The following is a 17,459-nucleotide window of genomic DNA, read 5'->3' as shown; positions in this document are numbered from 1 at the left end:
GCACGGAAATCAGGATTATGACAACCTTTGCCAATAACAGTAGACTGCTGGCGCAATGCCTGCGCATCCTGGGTCACCCGGACCGGCTGCATATTGCTTTCACACTCAGCCAGCACCCGGCTACCGTGGCGGAACTGGAAGCAACAACGCGGATTGCCCAACCTTACCTGTCTCAACACCTGGCCTCTCTGCGCAAGGCGCAGCTCCTGGTCGCAACCCGTACTGCCAGATCGGTGACCTATCGTCTCAGCAGTGGATTGCCAGAAAACCTTATTTCAGCGTTATTGCTGGCGGATCAATAATAAAGCATTCCGTGCCATCTGCATTGACGGCGTTATTTGTCCGGGTTAGAACCTTAGATATATTAACGATGACAAAACAGAAGGCACATTATGTCTTCATTACCACCTGAAGCTGTAATTGAGGAATTTTTTAGCCGTGCCGCAAGCGCGCAAGATGTATCAGTTATTGCGGAGTTGGTCAGCGATGATGTTGACTGGTATATCGCCAGATTCGCGAGCATATCACCTCGGAACATTTCGAAATCAGTGGTCTGTTGGCACAAGGCAACAGAGTGCTGGTACCGGGCAAATTGGCCCCACGGGTGAATAACACCGGCAAGCTGATTGAGACCGAGTTTGTGTTTGATTTTACTGTCTCAGATGGCCTGATCAGCCGTTTCCGGCTGTTTGACGACAGCTTCGCGGTGTCTCAGGCCTGTGTCAGTTAACGACTCAACGCGCCAGCTGGTAAAAAGGCACTCGCCGGGTTGTGCCGGTGAGTGTATCGAAGACATCGGTTTCTGCGGTGACAATCTTCATCCCCGTTTTTCTCAATCGCTGCACCTCGGCGGCAATGCGCTGCAGTCCAAACCAGAAAAGCCCATCCAGTGCCGTCACCGGTAATCCCGACTCAAGCGCCAGTTTAAGCCGTTCACGCGGCGCTTTAACCTCTTTGGCGATTTGCTGATAAGGCGCAGCACTGCCCCCTACGGCATCCGCCCTGCGGATGCGGGTCGAAAGGCGATACTGAAATTCGTCAGGAATCTGGCTCAAATCGCTGTTCAGGCTGTAAACACAACCAAAACGCTTGCCATTAAACAGCACGTTTTTCTGCTGGATTTGCAGTTCATCCCGTAGACCGGCAATCAGTTGGGGTGCGCGGATCAGCAGCAACCGGAAAGGGAGTTCAAAACTGGTGACATAATCGACATTGAGCAAGGCGATGCGCAGACGCTCTTCGGCCCCGGCATGGCACTGGCGACACTCTTCCAGTACTTCTTCCCACTGCTTTACCAGTCTGGCTGGCTCGGCGCTTTCCGTAAAACTGTACTTCTCAATGTGATAATCAATTTTCCCGCTCACCCGCAGTTCCCTTTTGATTATGCTTCAGCATCGGCCGCCATCGTTATCAACCTCTGAATATACCCGATCACGCGGTGCCGGGCTAAAAAGTTATTATTGGTCCGGTTGGTAAAGTCAGGTGAAATATCCGTCACACCGCCGCTGTTCCGCTAGCCTTATCAGGGTGGATGCGTATCTATCATCCCCATATATCGCCACCGGGAGCCAGAACCATGATGCCAATAAAACCTTTCTTTTCTTCCCACCTGCATGGTCTCGTTGTTCAGGCAGCCATGTTGTCCTTTTTACTGTGCAACGCGGCACTGGCAGCAGACAGCCCTTTGTTTCGTCCCTTGGCACCTGACACCGCCGATCTGAATCAATATCGCTGGCATAATCGGCCTGTGGTGATCTTTGCGCCCTCGGCTAAAGACGCTGATTATATTCAACAAATCGCGATACTTAACCATAACCAGGCGGAGCTGGCTGAACGTGACATTATCGTGTTGAGTGACACGTCGCCTGCGGCCCATGGGCAACTGCGTTCTCAACTCAAGCCGCAAGGTTTCGCCGTGGTGCTGGTGGGCAAGGATGGCGGGATGAAATTGCGTGACACCACACCGCTAAGCGCAGAAGTATTGCTATCCACCATCGACCGCATGCCGATGCGTAAGGCCGAGGCCAATCCGGCACTGCCCCATAATTAAAAAGCTGGGTTGAACTGCCGCGTTAACAGGCGGCCATTGCGCCTTTGAACCTGCCCCTGCTCATAACTCGCCACGCCGTTAACGATCACCAAATCAATACCCGGTGCCTGGCGGCAGGGATCGCTGTAGGTCGCCACATCTGCAATCCGTGCCATATCCACCAGGGTCAGATCCGCAAAAGCACCCGCGCGCACGATGCCCCGATCCTGCAAACGAAAGCGTTGCGCCGACAACCCGGTCATTTTCCGCACCGCTTCAGCGAGGCTGAATAATTTCAGATCGCGGCAATAATGCGCCAGCACGCGGGGAAACGTCCCCCACAGGCGCGGATGCGGATTGGGATCGGCAGGCAGGCCGTCGGACCCAATCATCGCCAGCGGATGAGCAAGGATTGTGCGGACATCGTCCTCGTTCATCATCGAGTAAATCGCGCCTGCCGGACGCAAGCGCTCCGTGGCTTGCCACTGATCCACCCCCCACTCCGCCGCTATCGCCTGCAACGTTTTTTTCGCCATCTCCGGATGAGGCTCCGACCAGGTGATCAAAATGTCCATCGTGCCATCCACACGCCAGGCATCCAGCGTGGTGGAACTACAGGCATAGGGGTAACAATCGCAGTTGCAGGGTTGTTGGCTGGCGGCGTTTTCCAGTGCCGCCAGCGCCAGCGGTGCCCGTCCCCAATTGCCTGCCCCGGCACACTTCAGGTGTGAAATCACCAGATCGGCCCCGGCACGCCGGGCAGTGCTGAATGATTCCTCAAGAGAATCCAGCAGCCCCGCATGTTCATTGCGCATATGGGTGGTGTACAAGGCACCGTAACGCCCGACGATATCCACCAGCGGCTGCATCTCGCTGGCCGGTGCCTGTTTGGCGTTAGTATATGCCAGACCCGAACTCAGGCCGATAGCCCCCGCCTGCAGTGCTTCCTCAAGCGTCGCAGACATCTGTGCCAGTTCCGACGCGGTGGCCGGACGATCAAATTCCGTCATCACATTGGCGCGTAACGCGGTATGCCCAATCAACGCCGCCACGTTCACACTCGGGACCGCGCGATCGACCGCTGCGGCATAATCCTGGAACCTGGGATAAACAAACGCCTCTTTTGGCCCCAGCAGGTTCATCGGATCGGGAGGGGCCGCCGGTAAACTGACCGGCGAGGCACTGATACCACAATTACCCACGATCACCGTGGTGACACCCTGCGCAATTTTAGCCAGCATCTCCGGCTGTTGGATCACGCTGGTATCATCATGGGTATGCACATCGATAAATCCCGGCATCAGGTAGCGCCCGTTACCGTCGATCACCCGCCGTGCAGGCTCACCGCGGAGATCGCCAATCGCCACGATACGGTCGCCCTGTACGGCAACATCGGCCAGATACGGCTCAGCACCACTGCCATCCACCACCGTCACTGCCCGGAACAGTAAATCAAACGCCATCACCCTATCCTCCTGCCACTCGCGAAATCCCAGCCTTGCCCCGGAACGGCGGCCATCAGTTGTTGGGTATACGGATGTTGTGGCGCGGCCAGCACCTCGATCGCCGCACCGTATTCCACCACCTCACCACGCTGCATCACCAATACGTCATCACACAGCTGGGCAGCCACCCGTAAATCATGGGTAATAAACAAAATGGCGACGCCAAGGCGACGTTGAATGTCGTCCAGCAGTTGCAGTACCTGGGCCTGTACGGAGACATCCAGTGCCGATACCGCTTCATCGGCGACAATCACATCCGGTTCCATCGCCAACGCACGGGCGATCGCGATCCGTTGTCGCTGCCCGCCGGAAAATTGGTGCGGGTAACGCTCGATGGCATCGGCTGGCAACCCGACCAGTTCCAGCAACTGCTGGCCGCGCGCCCAGGCGGCGGCGAAAGGCACACCATGATTCATTGGCCCTTCCACCAAACTTTTACCGATGCTGATACGCGGGTTCAGAGACCGATTGGGGTCCTGAAATATCATCTGGATACGTTTACGATGGGGTTTTAGCCCGGCGGGAGAAAGCTCGGAGATATCGTTGCCGGTCACGCGGATGGCACCCGTATCCGGCGTCAGCAAGCGCATCACGCAACGTGCCATCGTGGATTTGCCCGAACCACTCTCGCCGACGATCCCCAGCGTTCGGCCACGCTTCAGGCTGAAGGTCACATCATGCAACGCGCGCGTTCCTGCCCGCCGTTTACCCCACCATGCTAACGCGCCACGTTTGGCCGGGAAAACTTTGCCCAGCTCCACCACATCCAGCACCACCTGAGCACTGACGGGTGTTCGCGGCGCACGTGGGGCCAGGCCAGGCACGGCGGCCAGTAGCGCTTTGGTGTAGGCTTCGCGCGGCTGCGACAACACCTGCTCCACCGCACCAGACTCAACCACCCGGCCTTTGCGCATCACGCAAACCCGGTCAGCAATATCCACCACCACGCCCATATCATGCGTGATAAAAAGTACCGCCGTGCCATGCTTCTGCTGCAACTCGCGGATAAGTTTGAGGATCTGTTGTTGGGTGGTCACATCCAGCGCGGTGGTCGGCTCATCGGCAATCAACAGGCGGGGTTCCAGCACCAGCGCCATCGCAATCATAATGCGCTGGCGCTGGCCGCCACTCAGCTGGTGTGGATACGCACCGTAAATGCGTGAGATATCGGGCAGATGGACCTGCGACAAGGCATCCATAACCCGGGCATGGCGTTCCGCTGCACGCAGAACGGTATGGGTTTGCAGCACTTCGTCGATCTGCCGCCCTACCGTTAGCACCGGATTGAGGGCAGTCATCGGTTCCTGAAAGATCATCGCCATATGGCTGCCACGTAATGCCTTACGCCGCCCAGGGGTGACCTGTAACACATCTTCGCCATTCAGCCAGATATGCCCGCTTTGCACCTGTAATGCCCCTTTCGGCAGCAAGCCCAGTGTGGCCAGCGAGGTGACTGATTTGCCCGAACCGCTCTCGCCAACCAGGCACAAGGTTTCCCCGGCGTGAATGGTGAAGGAGATGTCCTGAAGAATGGGCGCGCCCTGTGCGGTATTGACCGACAGATGTTCGACATGCAGCACATCATGATGCTGTTCGCTCATTTGCGCTCCTTTTTATTCAGCCGTGGATCGAGGGCATCACTCACCACATCACCCAGCAGATTGATCGACAAAATGCACAACGAAAGAAACAATCCTGGCCATAACACCAGCGACGGTTTGAGCTGGAAGTAGACGCGTCCCTCAGCAATGATGTTGCCCCAGGTGGGGATCTCAGTGCCGATCCCCGCGCCGAGAAACGACAGAATCGCTTCGGTGAGAATGGCCGATGCGCAGATATAAGTACTTTGTACGATCAACGGCGCCAGGGTGTTGGGCATCAGATGGCGGGTCAGCACGGTGAAGGTGGAGGTGCCCGTTAAGAGTGCGGCTTCGACATAGGGTTCTTCACGTGCAGACAACACCCGCGAACGCACCAGCCGCACCACCTGCGGGACTTCCGGCACCATAATCGCTACCATCACCGTCCAGATACCGGCGCTGCTCAGTGACACAATCGCGATGGCGAGCAGAATGCCCGGTATCGCCATCAGACCGTCCATCACCCGCATTAATAGCGCATCCAGCCCGCGAAAATAGCCTGCCAACAGCCCCAACGGCAGGCCGATCACGATGCTCATCACCGTGACGCCGAGCCCCACCATCAATGAAATACGCGCACCATATACCACACGCGAAAACAGGTCGCGGCCATAGGCATCCGTCCCCAGCCACCAGGTCGCGCTGGGCGGTTTAAGACGAACGGCGGGTGCCAGTGCCTCGGGATCGTGGTTGGCAATCCACGGTGCCAACAGCGCCATGCAGACGATCAGCGCCAGTACCATCAGCGCAATAACCGACAGCAATGGCATCCGTGGCAGGGATAGCCAGCGTCGTCTGGGCGTCGGCAGGATTGCAGAAACAGGTTTACTCATGCTCATGCCTTACCCTTAATAACGGATGCGCGGATCGCTCAGCGCATAGGAGAGATCGATCAGCAGATTGATCACCACATACACCCCGCTGGTTAGCAGGATCATGCCCTGAATCACCGGGTAATCGCGGGCCAGTACCGCATCGACAATCAATCTTCCCAGTCCGGGGATGTTAAACACGCTTTCGGTGACCACGACACCTGAGATCATCAGGGCAAAACCGGTGCCGATGACCGTCAGGATCGGGATCATCGCATTGCGCAGCGCATGGCGAAATAACACATGGATTTCCGCCAACCCCTTGGCCCGTGCGGTACGGATATAATCTTCCCCCAGCACCTCCAGCACGCTGGCGCGGGTCATGCGGGCCACCAGGGCGATATACACCGACGATAAGGTCAGGGCCGGTAAAATAATACGCTCGGCAAACGGCCACACGCCTTTGCTGATGCTGGTAAATCCCTGTACCGGCAGCCACCGGAGTTCGATGGCAAACAGGGTCGCCAACAGGTAGCCGATGACAAAGACGGGAATGGAGAAACCCAGCACGGAGACTGACATCACCAGGTTGTCGATCCAGCTTCCGTGTTTCCAGGCAGCCAGCACACCAAGAGGCACCGAGATCAGGATGGTGAAGAGAATCGCCACCAGCGCCAGGCTTAGCGTCGGTTCAAGACGCTGACCAATCATGGTCAGCACCGGGGTGTGTGCCATCAGGGAAGTGCTGAAATCGCCGTGCAGTAGCTGCGAAACCCAGACAAAAAACTGTTGATACAGCGGTTGGTCCAATCCCAGATTGGCGCGAATCGCTGCCAGCTGTTCTGGCGTCGCCATATCACCGGCAATAATCGCCGCCGGATCACCCGGCGACAGCCGCAACAACAGAAAGACAAACAGCGCGACCACCAGCATTACCGGAAATGCCGCCAGCACGCGGCGAATAAAATATCCAGCCACAGGAACCCCCTTGCGATCAGTCGTCTTTCTCGACGTTCCAGAACACCGTTGAGGGTCCGGTCATTAAATGGCTGATGTGGTTGCTCCACGCGGCAACGTCATAAAATTGCCCGAGCGGAATGTAGCTGACCTCGTCCATCGCATGCTTTTGGATCTCCACTGCAATCGCTTTCTGTTGCGCGGGATCGGTAGCGGTGGCGAAATCCACCTTGAGTTGATTCATTTGTGGATCGGTCGGCCAGCCAAACCAGGCACCTTTGCGTCCCCCACCATCGAGCATCGGATTGACCACCGGGTTCCAGATGGTTTCCGCATTCCAGTAGGTGAAGAACATATTCCAGCCCCCCTGAGCCGGTGGATTCGGGTTGGCGCGGCGTGACACCAGGGTCTGCCAGTCCATCGGTTGCAAATCCACCTTGAAGCCCACCTTACGCAGTGCCTGTGCCGCCACCACCGGCTGTGAAGCCTGGCTCGGGACATCCGTTGGCTGCATGATCACCACCGGCGTGCCGTCGTAACCGGCCTTTTTCAGTAACGCTTTCGCCGCTTCAATATTGCCGCCTTTCAGCAGGGATTCACCGCCCGCCTCGCTTTCCAGCGCCGTACCGCAGCCGAATACCGAGGCACAGAATTTGTAGTACTGCGGGTTGCCGACCAACGCATCCAGCACATCCTTCTGGTTCATCGCCAGCAAGGCAGCGCGACGAATATCCGGGTTGTTAAATGGCGGATAGAGGAAGTTCATCCGGCCACCGGTCATCGAACCGAGTTTACTCAGGGTGCCGGTTTTCAGGTTGGGATCGGCCTGCACCATCGGCAACAGGTCGATCGGCAACTGCTCGATAAAATCAATATCCCCGGAGGACAAGGCATTAATCGCCGTCATCCGGTCGGGCATGTTGATCCATTCAACCCGATCAACCTTCACCACTTTGCCACCGGCAGTACCACTGGCTGGCTCTTTGCGCGGCACGTACTGCTGGAATTTCTCGTACACCACGCGGTTACCGGGATCGAACTCACTGGCGACAAATTTAAACGGCCCGGAGCCGGTATAGTCGGTGATCATCTGACCATCCGGTGTATTGGCGACCCGCTCCGGCATCATAAACGCCGCCACGGATGAGGGTTTCGCCAGCAGTTGCAGCACATAGCCAAAGGGTTTTGCCAGCTTGAGCGTGATGGTTTTGTCATTGGTGGCGGTGATGCTGTCGACATATTTCATCATCAGTTGGCCGCCGACGTCGTAGCGCGCCCAACGTTTCAGCGATGCCACACAATCGGTGGCCGTTACCGGTTTACCGTCATGCCACAGCAGCCCGTCACGCAGGGTGAAGGTGTAGGTCAGGCCATCGGGGGAAATTTTCCAGTCCGCCATCTGCGGTTGCGGCGTCTGTTTGTCATCCATCCCAATCAGCGTGTCGTAGATCATGTAGCCGTGGTTACGGGTGATCTGCGCGGTGGTTGCGATCGGATCTAACACACGCAATGAAGAGGACATCACCGCATGAATCGTCTTCTCCGCCGCCATGGCCGAAGGGGTGGCGATAGCGCTACTCAGCGCAAGGGTAAAAAGACAGGCAATCAATGAACGTGACGGAAATCGTTTCACTCTTAACACTCCAGTAGAAAGCAACCCCTGGTGCCGGGCGTTGCGGTGCGTAATGTAAGGAGACTGCACGGTCGTCAGGCGGTGACTGCCAGCGCCCGATCGATATAAAACTGCCTGATGCGTTGCGTCAGCTGACCGGGTTGACCGTCGCCGACAGGCTGACCGTCAACATTGACGACCGGATACACAAACGAGGTTGATGAGCTGATAAAGGCTTCAGCGGCGTGTTTCACCTCGTCGAGGGTAAAGCCGCGTTCTTCTATCCGCAGACCTTGCTGATGAATCAAGGTAATCAGCGTACTGCGGGTGATGCCTGGCAGCAGCAGTCGCGACAGCTCACGTGTGACCACCGCCCCGTCAGCCGTGACGATAAACGCATTGTTGGAGGTGCCTTCGGTGATCAAGCCCTCTTTTACCAGCCAGGCATCGTCAGCACCGCGTTGTCGCGCCTGCTCTTTCGCCAGGCAGGCATACAACAATTGCGTGGTTTTGATATCACAGCGTCCCCAACGCAGATCCGGCAGGCTGATAATCTTCATCCCCTGCTGTGCCAGCGGGCTGGCGATGATATTTTTCGCCTGGGTATAGAGCACCAGCGTGGGCGGCGTGCCCTCGGCCGGGAAGGCGAAGTTGCGGTCTTCAACGCCGCGACTGACTTGCAGGTAGACCAGGCCTTCCTGTAAGGCGTTGCGGCTCAATAAGGTTTGATGAATGGCGAGCAACTCGTCATCACTCAACGGCAGGGCGAGCGCCATCTCGCCCAGCGAACGGCGTAAGCGGGCAACATGCAGGTCAAAATCCAGCAGCTTGCCCTGCAACACGGCAGTTACCTCATAGATGGCATCAGCAAAGGTGAAACCGCGGTCAAAAACCGAAATTTTTGCCTCATTTTCTGCAATAAACTCACCATTCAGATAGACGGTGCGCATGACTCAATCTCTCCGGTTAAGGGCGTTCAACACCCGTCTGACGCGTGATGATGCCGTAATGTTCGATGCGACGATGGCGGGCGAAATTGAAAATGGTGGTTTTGCCAAACTGGCACAAATCCATGTCGCAGCGGTGGGTGATCAGCTCATCCCCCTGACCGCTGGCCCTGGCAACCACGAATCCATTCGGATCGACGATCACGCTGCCGCCCATCAATGGGAAACCATCCTCTACCCCGGCTTTCGCCACCCCAACCACCCAGGTTGCATTCTGGTAAGCGCCAGCCTGCATGCAGAGTTCGGAGTGAAACAATCGTTTGGTCTCACCCTCATTACGTTCAAGGGCGTTCACTGAAGGGGTGTTATAACCGAGGGTGATCAACTCAACGCCCTGTAAGCCCATGACCCGATAGGTTTCCGGCCAGCGGCGGTCGTTGCAGATACACATCCCCATTACCGCCCCCTCGTTTTCCCAGGTGGGAAAGCCCAAATCACCGGGTTCAAAGTAGCGTTTTTCCAGATGCTGGAAATCACGGTGCGGGTCGTATTCATCATGACCCGGCAGATGCACTTTGCGGTATTTCCCGACAATGTTGCCCTGACGATCGGTAACGATGGAGGTGTTAAAGTGACGCCCTTCCGGGGTCAGTTCGGCGTAACCGAAGGAAATGGCGATACCGTGCTCACGTGAGAAGTCAAACAACGGTTGCGTGACCGTGCCCGGCATCTCGCGTTCAAACCAACTATCGACTTCCTGCTGATCTTCCATATACCAGCGTGGAAAAAACGTCGTCAGCGCCAGTTCAGGAAAAACCACCAGTTCACACCCCTGCTGCCGTGCCTGCTCCAGTAACGCCAGCATCCGTTGCACCACACTCTCTCTTGAATCGCTTTTCTGGATTGCTCCCAACTGAGCACCGCCAATGACAATCTCGCGCACGTCCTATTCCTCAACATGACCGACCCGGTGTCGGCGCTTGAGGTCATTGTGTGAGGTTCAGGGCGCTCTGTCGTATACCTTTATGTCGCCTGCACTTAACCTGAGGTTAATCCAGGTTGAACAGATGAAAACCACTGGCGTCCAGCACCCGGCGCAGATGTTCGACAAACACCTGCGCGAATTGCGCCAGCGGTTCATGCCGCAGGTGCACCAGGCTGATGGTCAGGCGTTCTTCGCCGAGGATCGGCAGCACCGCCATGCGTTCACTGCCCGACGCGCGGAAGGAAATTTCATCAACCACGGAGAATCCGCTGCCATTTTTCACCAGCGCACAGGCATGATGCGGGGAATCAACATCAATGCTCGGTCGGTAAGGCAGCCCTACGCGTTCGAATGCCTTCATCATAAAACTGTGAAACGGGGTATCGGCGGAATAGCCGATGAATGGCATCTCAGCCAGCGCCTGAGGTAACTCTTTAGCGGGCAGCTGCGTCACCGGATGGTCCAGCGGACACACCACCATCACGCGGATATAGCTCAGCGGGACGGCGAGAATATTAGGATGATCAATAGGAAACAGGGAAATACCCAGATCGGCATGCTGGTCCAATAGCCGATCGCGCAGCAACAAATGGCGCAGACACTCCAGACTGACCTGGATATGCTCATTGCACTGCCTGAAAGCACCAATGGCATCTGGCACTAATTGATGCCCCAGACTGGGGCTACTGGCAATGCGTAAGACTCCCTGCCGCTGCTGTACCAGGTTATGCAACGTGGTGTTGACCCGCTGAATATCGCGATACACCGATTCGACATCATTAAACAGGCTGCGGGCTTCCGGCGAAGGATAAAGTCGCCCCTTAACCCGCTCGAAAAGTTTGAAACCAATACGCGCTTCCGTATGGGAAAGCATCCGGCTGACGGCGGGTTGCGACACATACAGCAGTTGTGCAGCACCGTTGATTGAACCGGTGATCATCACCGCGCGGAATACTTCAATCTGACGCAGATTAAGCAACTGCATTCGACGTTCCTCTGAGGAATGAATGGCCTGCGTATACCGACATACGCTTAACACCAGGTTATAGGCTGTTAGCAATTAGCATGCCAGCGCGCCTCAGTGCCGGAGAAAGGGCACTGACAGAGGGGAGCGGTCCCGGTAATAATAAGATTCGCCCGTCTTTATATCGGAGTCTTTTGCTGTGAGCGCTGCACACATTATTTTGCCGGTTTTTCTGTTGATTATTTTGGGCTATGTACTGGCACGTCGTGGCGCGCTTGATTCGCATGCCAACAAAGCGTTGGGGAATCTGGCTTTTAAGTTATTTATGCCGATGGTGTTGTTTACCGGTATGGTCAATGCACCGTTACAGGATGGCCTCAATATCAGAATCCTTGCGGCCTACTTTGTACCGGCATTACTTATTTTTTCACTGGTTAACCTCGTCGCACATCGGTGCATGGGCTATCCCACTCCTTTCGGCCTCACGGCGTCTTTTTCCAACAACGCCCTGATTGGTCTGGCGATGGTCGCCGGGATGTATGGCGATGCGGGCCTGGTGTTGCTGTTTACCGTGCTCGCTGTCCATAGCCTGCTGCTGTTCAGTTTTCAGAGCCTGTACAGCAGTCTGACCAATGGCGAACCTTTTAAAGCCAGGATTCTGCTGGCAAGTCTGGCTAATCCGATGATTGTCGGATTGCTGGCGGGGACGGCGGTGAACGTGTTGGGTGTCACGCTGCCTGACTGGATAATGAAGCTGGCACACTGGCTGGCGCAGGCCGCGTTACCCTGCGCATTGATAGTACTGGGGGCTAACCTGTCTGGGTTCCGGCTGCGTCCAAATGCCAGCGTTGTTGGGATTACCGCTGCGAAACTGATTATTATGCCGTTGGTGGTGCTGCTGGCGTGCTTACTGCTGGATATTGATGGCATGCCGCGCGGGGTATTGATCCTGATGGCCGCCAATCCCTCCGGCGTCAATGTGCTGGGGTTTTCACGCACGCAGGAAGATAGCCAGATAACCAGCTCGGCGATATGCCTGACCACCTTGCTATCCATGGTAACGCTGCCACTATGGATCGGGATCAATAGCCTGTTTTAACAGGTTTTTTACCACATAATCGCCCACGACCATGACCAGGGCGAGAATCGTCACGGCCAGCAAAATACTCAGACAACGAATGACCCCGATTTTGACATCCGCCAACCATAACTGGTCCTGGATAAAAACAATAATCCAGGCGATGGTAAATTGACGCCCTAAATAACTGACGTCCGGTTTTTTCTGTTGCAGGTGGCTACCCAGCCATAATCCTGCCGTCAGCGTAATAATGTAAAACGAGGGCGACCCCCGTAATAACGGTAACAGCAGCAGGCTGAGCACGGCGGCAATAAAACAACCCGCAAAACGCTGCTGCATTCGCTGTTTAACCAGTGAAGTTCTGTCCTGGTTGGTATTGGGCAGAATCAATATCGCCAGCACGGAAACCATCGCTTGCCAGAAGCCCGCCATAGAAAATTTCAACAATATTGAGGCGACCAGCGCTAAGGTGATCCCCGCCAGTATGGCAAGCTGAAGACGCAGGGACGAGCTTATCTTGCTTTCGGGTAAATCCTGATGCGGAGCAGAGCCGGGTTGAACGTCATTAAGGGGATGGAACAGCAGCACCGTAAAAACACAAAGCGCGCAACCAATCATCACTTCTTCAAGACGTTCCAGCGCAAAGCTGAATAGCGCTTGGGTATCGTTGACCGTTTGCGCCTCGGCCAGCACCATCATCGCGGTGACCACCCCTAATATCCAGGCATAGGCACGGGAAGACGCCACCGCTATCCAGACCACGACTCCACCACAGCACGCACAAAACAGGATCAGGAGATAAGGGTTAGCAGCCAGAATCGGCGTCAGGATCAGGGCTACGCCTCCGCCGATAAACGTCCCGACAATCCGATGCCCCGCACGCGTCAAACTCGCACGGACAGCCAGGCTCATAACCGCAAAGCTGCTGAGTGCAGCCCAGCCGGGATAAGCAAGGTGCAGCGCGTCGGAAACGGTCACCGACAACAGTAGAGCGATGATAACCTGAAGCGTAAAAACCTGTTGCAGCAGCACGACACGACAACCCACCCACCCTCTTGTCAGCCAGCTGACCAGCAGCTGCAACCGAAATTTAAGCAGTTGATATCTGGCCATGCTGAGACCCTTACTTACTGTTGCTCGATACGATTCCTGCCGTTGCGCTTGGCCTGATACAACGCAACATCCGCCCGATTGAGTAACTGATTATAGTCTGGGTGTCCATCATGGACGGTATAACCAATACTGACTGTGAGGGGGAGAATTTTTCCGGAAACCGCTTCAAAAGGCGTGCTGCTGACGATGCGACGGATGCGTTCCAGCAGGGTATAGGCTTCTGACCGTCCGGCTTCCACCAGCACAATCATGAACTCTTCGCCGCCGTAGCGGAACACATAATCACTGGCACGAATATTATCGCTCAGCAAGTTAGCAATATGCGTTAACGCACGATCGCCAACAGAATGTCCCCATTCATCGTTAACTTTCTTGAAAAAGTCGACATCGATAATCGCCACGCTCAATGGCAGATGGTTTTCCATCGCCAGGCTGACTTCATGTTTCAGGACAATCGGCAAATAACGCTTATTCAGTAAATTTGTCAGGGCATCTTTGCCGTCTTGCATATGCGAGACGTCATTGAACAGCATCTCCATATAGGTGCCAATTTTCTGACAACAGGCATGGATGGTGCGCAACAGATCCTGCATTTTTTCTACGGGTATGACCGCTGTAATATCCAGATGCGCCATCTTTTCGTCAATGGTGGTCATCAGTTGGCGTATTTGTTGAATCTGATCATTTTCGCCAAACTGGCGCGCACATTTATGGCGGAACCATAAGCCAAAATTGGATTCAGCAATTTTTATCAATGGTTCCGTCTGGTGAACACCACTGACCAACCCGTAAATAACCGAGTTTTCCCAACTGGAAAGCGCAGACTGTTGTTTGCCTTGTTCCTGATAAGCATTATTCATCAATACATGCATGCGATACGCTTCTTCATTGCGCGTGGCGCGGTAATGAGACATCGCATAGGCGTGACTCATCATTTCAATCGCAATATCAATCGCCATTGCAGCATAGTGCATCACCTGTAAACCAAGGGCCGTGGTAATATTATTGTCAGTGACATAGTCATAAATGCCATATTTAAGCTGACGGGCACCTCGCTGAACAAATTCCACCGGAATACCGATGCGGGCGTGCACACCCCCGACGTGATATTGCTGTTGCGCCAGCACTTCAAACTGACTTTCGTCTTGCGTCAGAATCGCCTTTACCCATTTAGACAAGGAGCGGCTCAGCTGTTCTTCTACCAGCTCATAGGACAAATGCCTGGAAATCGCCGGATCTTTAAACAAGCTTTCATAAAATCGATGCGCTAAATTGTCTGATTGTTCTTCGGCAATATTTCGCAGAATAACAATGACATCTTGTGGAAGCTCTGCACGTAAAGGCTGCCATTCTTTAAGAATAACAGAGATATATTGTTTAATTTCTTCCTGCATTTTTTGATCGACCAAGTGTTCGCTGGAGAGTCTGGTGAAAATAAAAGCGGCTATCCTAACATACCTGATCCAGTGGCCTTGGGCTTTTAACGCTTCCCAGACAAAAATAAGAGTTTTGCAGCTTTCAATGCAATTATCGCCTGCCACGATTTAAAAGAAAAAGCCAACTTATCCTTAGCGTATATCCGCGTTCACCAAACATAATTCAATTGCCTGGCGACAAAACGACATTCAGGAAATTATCACGCAGTGGATCTCTGATAGCGGGATTCCAGGCAATCCCGGTTTGCCAGTGAGTCCGCTCTCCGCTCAGCGCCAGCAGCACCACACCCGATGGCAGGATATGGCTGACGCTGGCAGGCAGCAATGCTACACCCTCTCCCGCGGCGACCAGCGCCAGCAGGGTCTGGATATCATCGGCTGCCGCGACGGTTTGAGGTGCCAGATGATGTTCACGCAAAAAGGCCTCTCCTTGCGTCACCAGACCTTCCCCCCGGTTCGGGCTAAGCCGCAGCAGTTGACTGCGTTGGATCACCTGGCGGAAGTCGCCCATCGCGGCAACGTGCTCGGGGGCGGCCAGCACCAGTGTTTCTTCCTTAAGCAGCGCCGATGCCAGCGGCTCCGGCGCAGGAAGCCGAACAAAGCCGCACTGCAACTGACCTTCCATCAGCCATTGAAACTGCATGGCAGAAGGCAGGTCATTCAGCGTAATCCTGACGGACGGATAACGGGCGCGAAAGGCCGCCACTTTTAACGGTGCCAGTTGAAAAGAAGAAATACCAAATCCCAGCTTGAGTTGCCCCGCACTGCCACTTTGCATGCCAGCCACGTCGTTACGGAATAACTCATGACGTTGCAACAAATCACGTGCGCCGGGCAAAAGTTGCTGTCCGCTGACCGTGAGTTTTGCGCCATGACGCCCGCGCTGAAATAGCGTCATGCCCATCAAATGTTCCAGAGCCTGAATCTGTTTGGTCAGTGCCGGTTGGGTGATACACAGGCTTTCTGCCGCCTGATGATAGCGTCCCTGTTCTGCTAAGGTGACGAATGCACGCAGTAATTTGATATCCATTCCAGTTCGTTATCAAAAGTGGATAATTGGTGATTATACCCGGCACGTTCTCTTTGGTGAAATCTTCGCACTTTCCAACGAGGAGAAACAAATGGACGATTTAATCCGGGTTGCCACCGTGCAGTTTTGCCATCGCGCCAGCGATAAGGCTTACAATCTCGGCGTAATGAAAAACTTTATCCAGCAGGCCGCACATCAGGGTATTAAGATTCTGGCCTTTCCCGAAATGTGCATCACCGGCTACTGGCATGTTCCCGATCTCACTGCTGATCAAGTGAGCGATCTGGCTGAATCCATTGAAGATAGCCCCTCACTGGCTCCCCTGCTGGCACTGGCAAAGCAACATGATATGGCGATTGGCGCAGGTTTCATTGAGCGGGGCAACGACGGGCTGAATTACAATTCCTATGCGGTCTGTATGCCGGATGGCAACATCCATGTCCATCGTAAAATGTACGCATTTGAACATCAGGCCATTGTACGTGGCGATCGCTTTACCGTCTTCGATACGCCCTGGGGCGTCAAAGCCGGGGTGCTGATTTGCTGGGATAACAATCTGGTCGAGAATGCCCGTATTACTGCGCTGATGGGTGCCGACATTCTGATCGCGCCCCATCAAACCGGCGGTACGCATTCCCGCAGCCCGTTTGGCATGAAACCGATCCCCGTCAGCCTGTGGGAAAACCGCCACGAACAACCGGAAATGCTGGAAGCCGCCTTGCGTGGCGACAGCGGCCGCGGCTGGTTGATGCGTTGGCTGCCATCAAGGGCGCACGACAATGGCCTGTTTATTCTGTTCAGTAATGGTATTGGTCTGGATAATGGCGAGATACGCACCGGTAATGCAATGGTGCTGGACCCCTACGGCAGAATTATCAATGAAACCTGGTCCGCTGAGGATACGCTGGTGGTGGCCGATCTGGATACCAGCCTGTTGGCGATGTCCACCGGACGGCGCTGGATTCACGGACGTCGCCCCAATCTCTACGGCATGTTGTGCGAACCGCAATGTTATGAACGCGATGCCCGCGAGGCACGTTTCTCGGACGATATTCCTTCTTTCGGTCAGAAGAAATAACCCAAAACGTCACGCTTAAGCAACACAACAGGTGACCAGCAGAAAACATCCCCTTTACTTGTATCGGGCTGAACTAATCATCTGAAGCAGGCAGCAAAAATAATACAAGGATGTATTATCCTAAGAAAAACCAACTAAAAATCGTCTTGTTAAAACTCAAAATCAAAGAGCATTGTGTGTTTTTTCCCTGATGTTGTTGATGTTCATTGGGATTTTTCTTAATTGAAACTAATATCAGGCCTCCAGGGGACTACATATAACTTAAGAGTTGCT

17 protein-coding genes are annotated in these 17,459 nt (G+C 54.7%); 5 read left to right on the top strand and 12 right to left on the bottom strand.

The genetic code is table 11. The features are described 5' to 3' along the window. The first annotated feature begins 17 nt into the window (after window positions 1–17). Together PAT9B_RS28380 and PAT9B_RS31330 are read left to right on the top strand one after the other, a co-directional pair. Window positions 18–302, top strand: coding sequence for a helix-turn-helix transcriptional regulator (locus PAT9B_RS28380; RefSeq protein ID WP_013512730.1), 285 nt, complete (start codon window positions 18–20; stop codon window positions 300–302). Between the two features lie 272 nt (window positions 303–574). Beyond that, the gene (locus PAT9B_RS31330; RefSeq protein WP_223300537.1) at window positions 575–730 is read left to right on the top strand and encodes a hypothetical protein; all 156 of its coding nucleotides are present in this window, start codon (window positions 575–577) and stop codon (window positions 728–730) included. Window positions 731–734: 4 nt separating this feature from the next. Here the strand turns inward: PAT9B_RS31330 and PAT9B_RS28370 are convergent, their stop codons facing one another. After that, window positions 735–1,364, bottom strand: a complete 630-nt coding sequence (locus PAT9B_RS28370; RefSeq protein WP_013512729.1) for a DNA-binding protein — start codon at window positions 1,362–1,364, stop codon at window positions 735–737. Between the two features lie 212 nt (window positions 1,365–1,576). On the opposite strand from PAT9B_RS28370, the gene PAT9B_RS28365 reads away from it, so the two are divergent. After that, on the top strand, window positions 1,577–2,050 hold the full coding sequence (locus tag PAT9B_RS28365) for a DUF4174 domain-containing protein (RefSeq protein ID WP_013512728.1): 474 nt from the start codon (window positions 1,577–1,579) through the stop codon (window positions 2,048–2,050). Here PAT9B_RS28365 and PAT9B_RS28360 read toward each other — a convergent pair. From PAT9B_RS28360 to PAT9B_RS28325, 8 genes are all read right to left on the bottom strand, one after another. After that, entirely contained in the window at window positions 2,047–3,492 is a 1,446-nt protein-coding gene (locus PAT9B_RS28360; RefSeq protein WP_013512727.1) for an amidohydrolase family protein, read from the bottom strand. The genes PAT9B_RS28365 and PAT9B_RS28360 overlap by 4 nt on opposite strands. Continuing rightward, window positions 3,492–5,135, bottom strand: a complete 1,644-nt coding sequence (locus PAT9B_RS28355) for an ABC transporter ATP-binding protein (protein ID WP_013512726.1) — start codon at window positions 5,133–5,135, stop codon at window positions 3,492–3,494. The genes PAT9B_RS28360 and PAT9B_RS28355 overlap by 1 nt, the downstream gene beginning before the upstream one ends. After that, complete coding sequence (locus tag PAT9B_RS28350; RefSeq protein WP_150105906.1) at window positions 5,132–6,007, bottom strand: ABC transporter permease; 876 nt, start codon at window positions 6,005–6,007, stop codon at window positions 5,132–5,134. Before PAT9B_RS28350 ends, PAT9B_RS28355 begins: the two co-directional genes overlap by 4 nt. 15 nt (window positions 6,008–6,022) lie before the next feature. Then, window positions 6,023–6,964: an ABC transporter permease gene (locus tag PAT9B_RS28345; protein ID WP_013512724.1), complete on the bottom strand. Its 942-nt coding sequence runs from the start codon at window positions 6,962–6,964 to the stop codon at window positions 6,023–6,025. A 16-nt stretch (window positions 6,965–6,980) separates the two neighbouring features. After that, window positions 6,981–8,576 (bottom strand): ABC transporter substrate-binding protein, encoded by a 1,596-nt coding sequence (locus tag PAT9B_RS28340; RefSeq protein WP_013512723.1) that lies wholly within the window; start codon window positions 8,574–8,576, stop codon window positions 6,981–6,983. 74 nt (window positions 8,577–8,650) lie between these two features. Beyond that, entirely contained in the window at window positions 8,651–9,505 is an 855-nt protein-coding gene (locus PAT9B_RS28335; protein ID WP_013512722.1) for a D-amino-acid transaminase, read from the bottom strand. A gap of 16 nt (window positions 9,506–9,521) precedes the next feature. Continuing rightward, window positions 9,522–10,445, bottom strand: a complete 924-nt coding sequence (locus PAT9B_RS28330; protein WP_013512721.1) for an N-carbamoyl-D-amino-acid hydrolase — start codon at window positions 10,443–10,445, stop codon at window positions 9,522–9,524. 106 nt (window positions 10,446–10,551) lie between these two features. After that, the gene (locus tag PAT9B_RS28325; RefSeq protein ID WP_013512720.1) at window positions 10,552–11,472 is read right to left on the bottom strand and encodes a LysR family transcriptional regulator; all 921 of its coding nucleotides are present in this window, start codon (window positions 11,470–11,472) and stop codon (window positions 10,552–10,554) included. 178 nt (window positions 11,473–11,650) lie between these two features. Here PAT9B_RS28325 and PAT9B_RS28320 point away from each other — a divergent pair, with 178 nt between their 5' ends. Next, window positions 11,651–12,550 carry an AEC family transporter gene (locus PAT9B_RS28320; RefSeq protein ID WP_013512719.1) on the top strand — a complete coding sequence of 300 codons (900 nt, stop codon included), beginning with the start codon at window positions 11,651–11,653 and terminating at the stop codon, window positions 12,548–12,550. On the opposite strand, the gene PAT9B_RS28315 is transcribed toward PAT9B_RS28320, so the two are convergent. From PAT9B_RS28315 to PAT9B_RS28305, 3 genes are all read right to left on the bottom strand, one after another. Further along, window positions 12,521–13,642: an FUSC family protein gene (locus tag PAT9B_RS28315; RefSeq protein ID WP_013512718.1), complete on the bottom strand. Its 1,122-nt coding sequence runs from the start codon at window positions 13,640–13,642 to the stop codon at window positions 12,521–12,523. The genes PAT9B_RS28320 and PAT9B_RS28315 overlap by 30 nt on opposite strands. A 14-nt stretch (window positions 13,643–13,656) precedes the next feature. Further along, window positions 13,657–15,036: a diguanylate cyclase gene (locus PAT9B_RS28310; protein ID WP_013512717.1), complete on the bottom strand. Its 1,380-nt coding sequence runs from the start codon at window positions 15,034–15,036 to the stop codon at window positions 13,657–13,659. A 205-nt stretch (window positions 15,037–15,241) separates the two neighbouring features. Beyond that, on the bottom strand, window positions 15,242–16,108 hold the full coding sequence (locus PAT9B_RS28305; protein WP_013512716.1) for a LysR family transcriptional regulator: 867 nt from the start codon (window positions 16,106–16,108) through the stop codon (window positions 15,242–15,244). Between the two features lie 91 nt (window positions 16,109–16,199). Here PAT9B_RS28305 and PAT9B_RS28300 point away from each other — a divergent pair, with 91 nt between their 5' ends. After that, a complete protein-coding gene (locus PAT9B_RS28300) occupies window positions 16,200–17,186 on the top strand; it encodes a nitrilase family protein (protein WP_013512715.1) in 987 nt (328 codons plus the stop codon). Window positions 17,187–17,459 lie beyond the last annotated feature (273 nt).

It is taken from the genome of Pantoea sp. At-9b (assembly GCF_000175935.2).
Taxonomy (GTDB): Bacteria; Pseudomonadota; Gammaproteobacteria; order Enterobacterales; family Enterobacteriaceae; genus Pantoea.
The sequence above is the reverse complement of the archived record's forward strand: the minus strand, read 5'-3'. Positions and strand labels throughout refer to the sequence as shown.

Excerpts from the sequence above, each read along its gene's own strand:
- PAT9B_RS28380 (WP_013512730.1), top strand. The coding sequence starts at position 18 with ATGACAACCTTTGCCAATAACAGTAGACTGCTGGCGCAATGCCTGCGC.
- PAT9B_RS28365 (WP_013512728.1), top strand. The coding sequence starts at position 1,577 with ATGATGCCAATAAAACCTTTCTTTTCTTCCCACCTGCATGGTCTCGTT.
- PAT9B_RS28360 (WP_013512727.1), bottom strand. The coding sequence starts at position 3,492 with ATGGCGTTTGATTTACTGTTCCGGGCAGTGACGGTGGTGGATGGCAGT.
- PAT9B_RS28355 (WP_013512726.1), bottom strand. The coding sequence starts at position 5,135 with ATGAGCGAACAGCATCATGATGTGCTGCATGTCGAACATCTGTCGGTC.
- PAT9B_RS28350 (WP_150105906.1), bottom strand. The coding sequence starts at position 6,007 with ATGAGTAAACCTGTTTCTGCAATCCTGCCGACGCCCAGACGACGCTGG.
- PAT9B_RS28335 (WP_013512722.1), bottom strand. The coding sequence starts at position 9,505 with ATGCGCACCGTCTATCTGAATGGTGAGTTTATTGCAGAAAATGAGGCA.
- PAT9B_RS28325 (WP_013512720.1), bottom strand. The coding sequence starts at position 11,472 with ATGCAGTTGCTTAATCTGCGTCAGATTGAAGTATTCCGCGCGGTGATG.
- PAT9B_RS28315 (WP_013512718.1), bottom strand. The coding sequence starts at position 13,642 with ATGGCCAGATATCAACTGCTTAAATTTCGGTTGCAGCTGCTGGTCAGC.
- PAT9B_RS28310 (WP_013512717.1), bottom strand. The coding sequence starts at position 15,036 with ATGCAGGAAGAAATTAAACAATATATCTCTGTTATTCTTAAAGAATGG.
- PAT9B_RS28305 (WP_013512716.1), bottom strand. The coding sequence starts at position 16,108 with ATGGATATCAAATTACTGCGTGCATTCGTCACCTTAGCAGAACAGGGA.
- PAT9B_RS28300 (WP_013512715.1), top strand. The coding sequence starts at position 16,200 with ATGGACGATTTAATCCGGGTTGCCACCGTGCAGTTTTGCCATCGCGCC.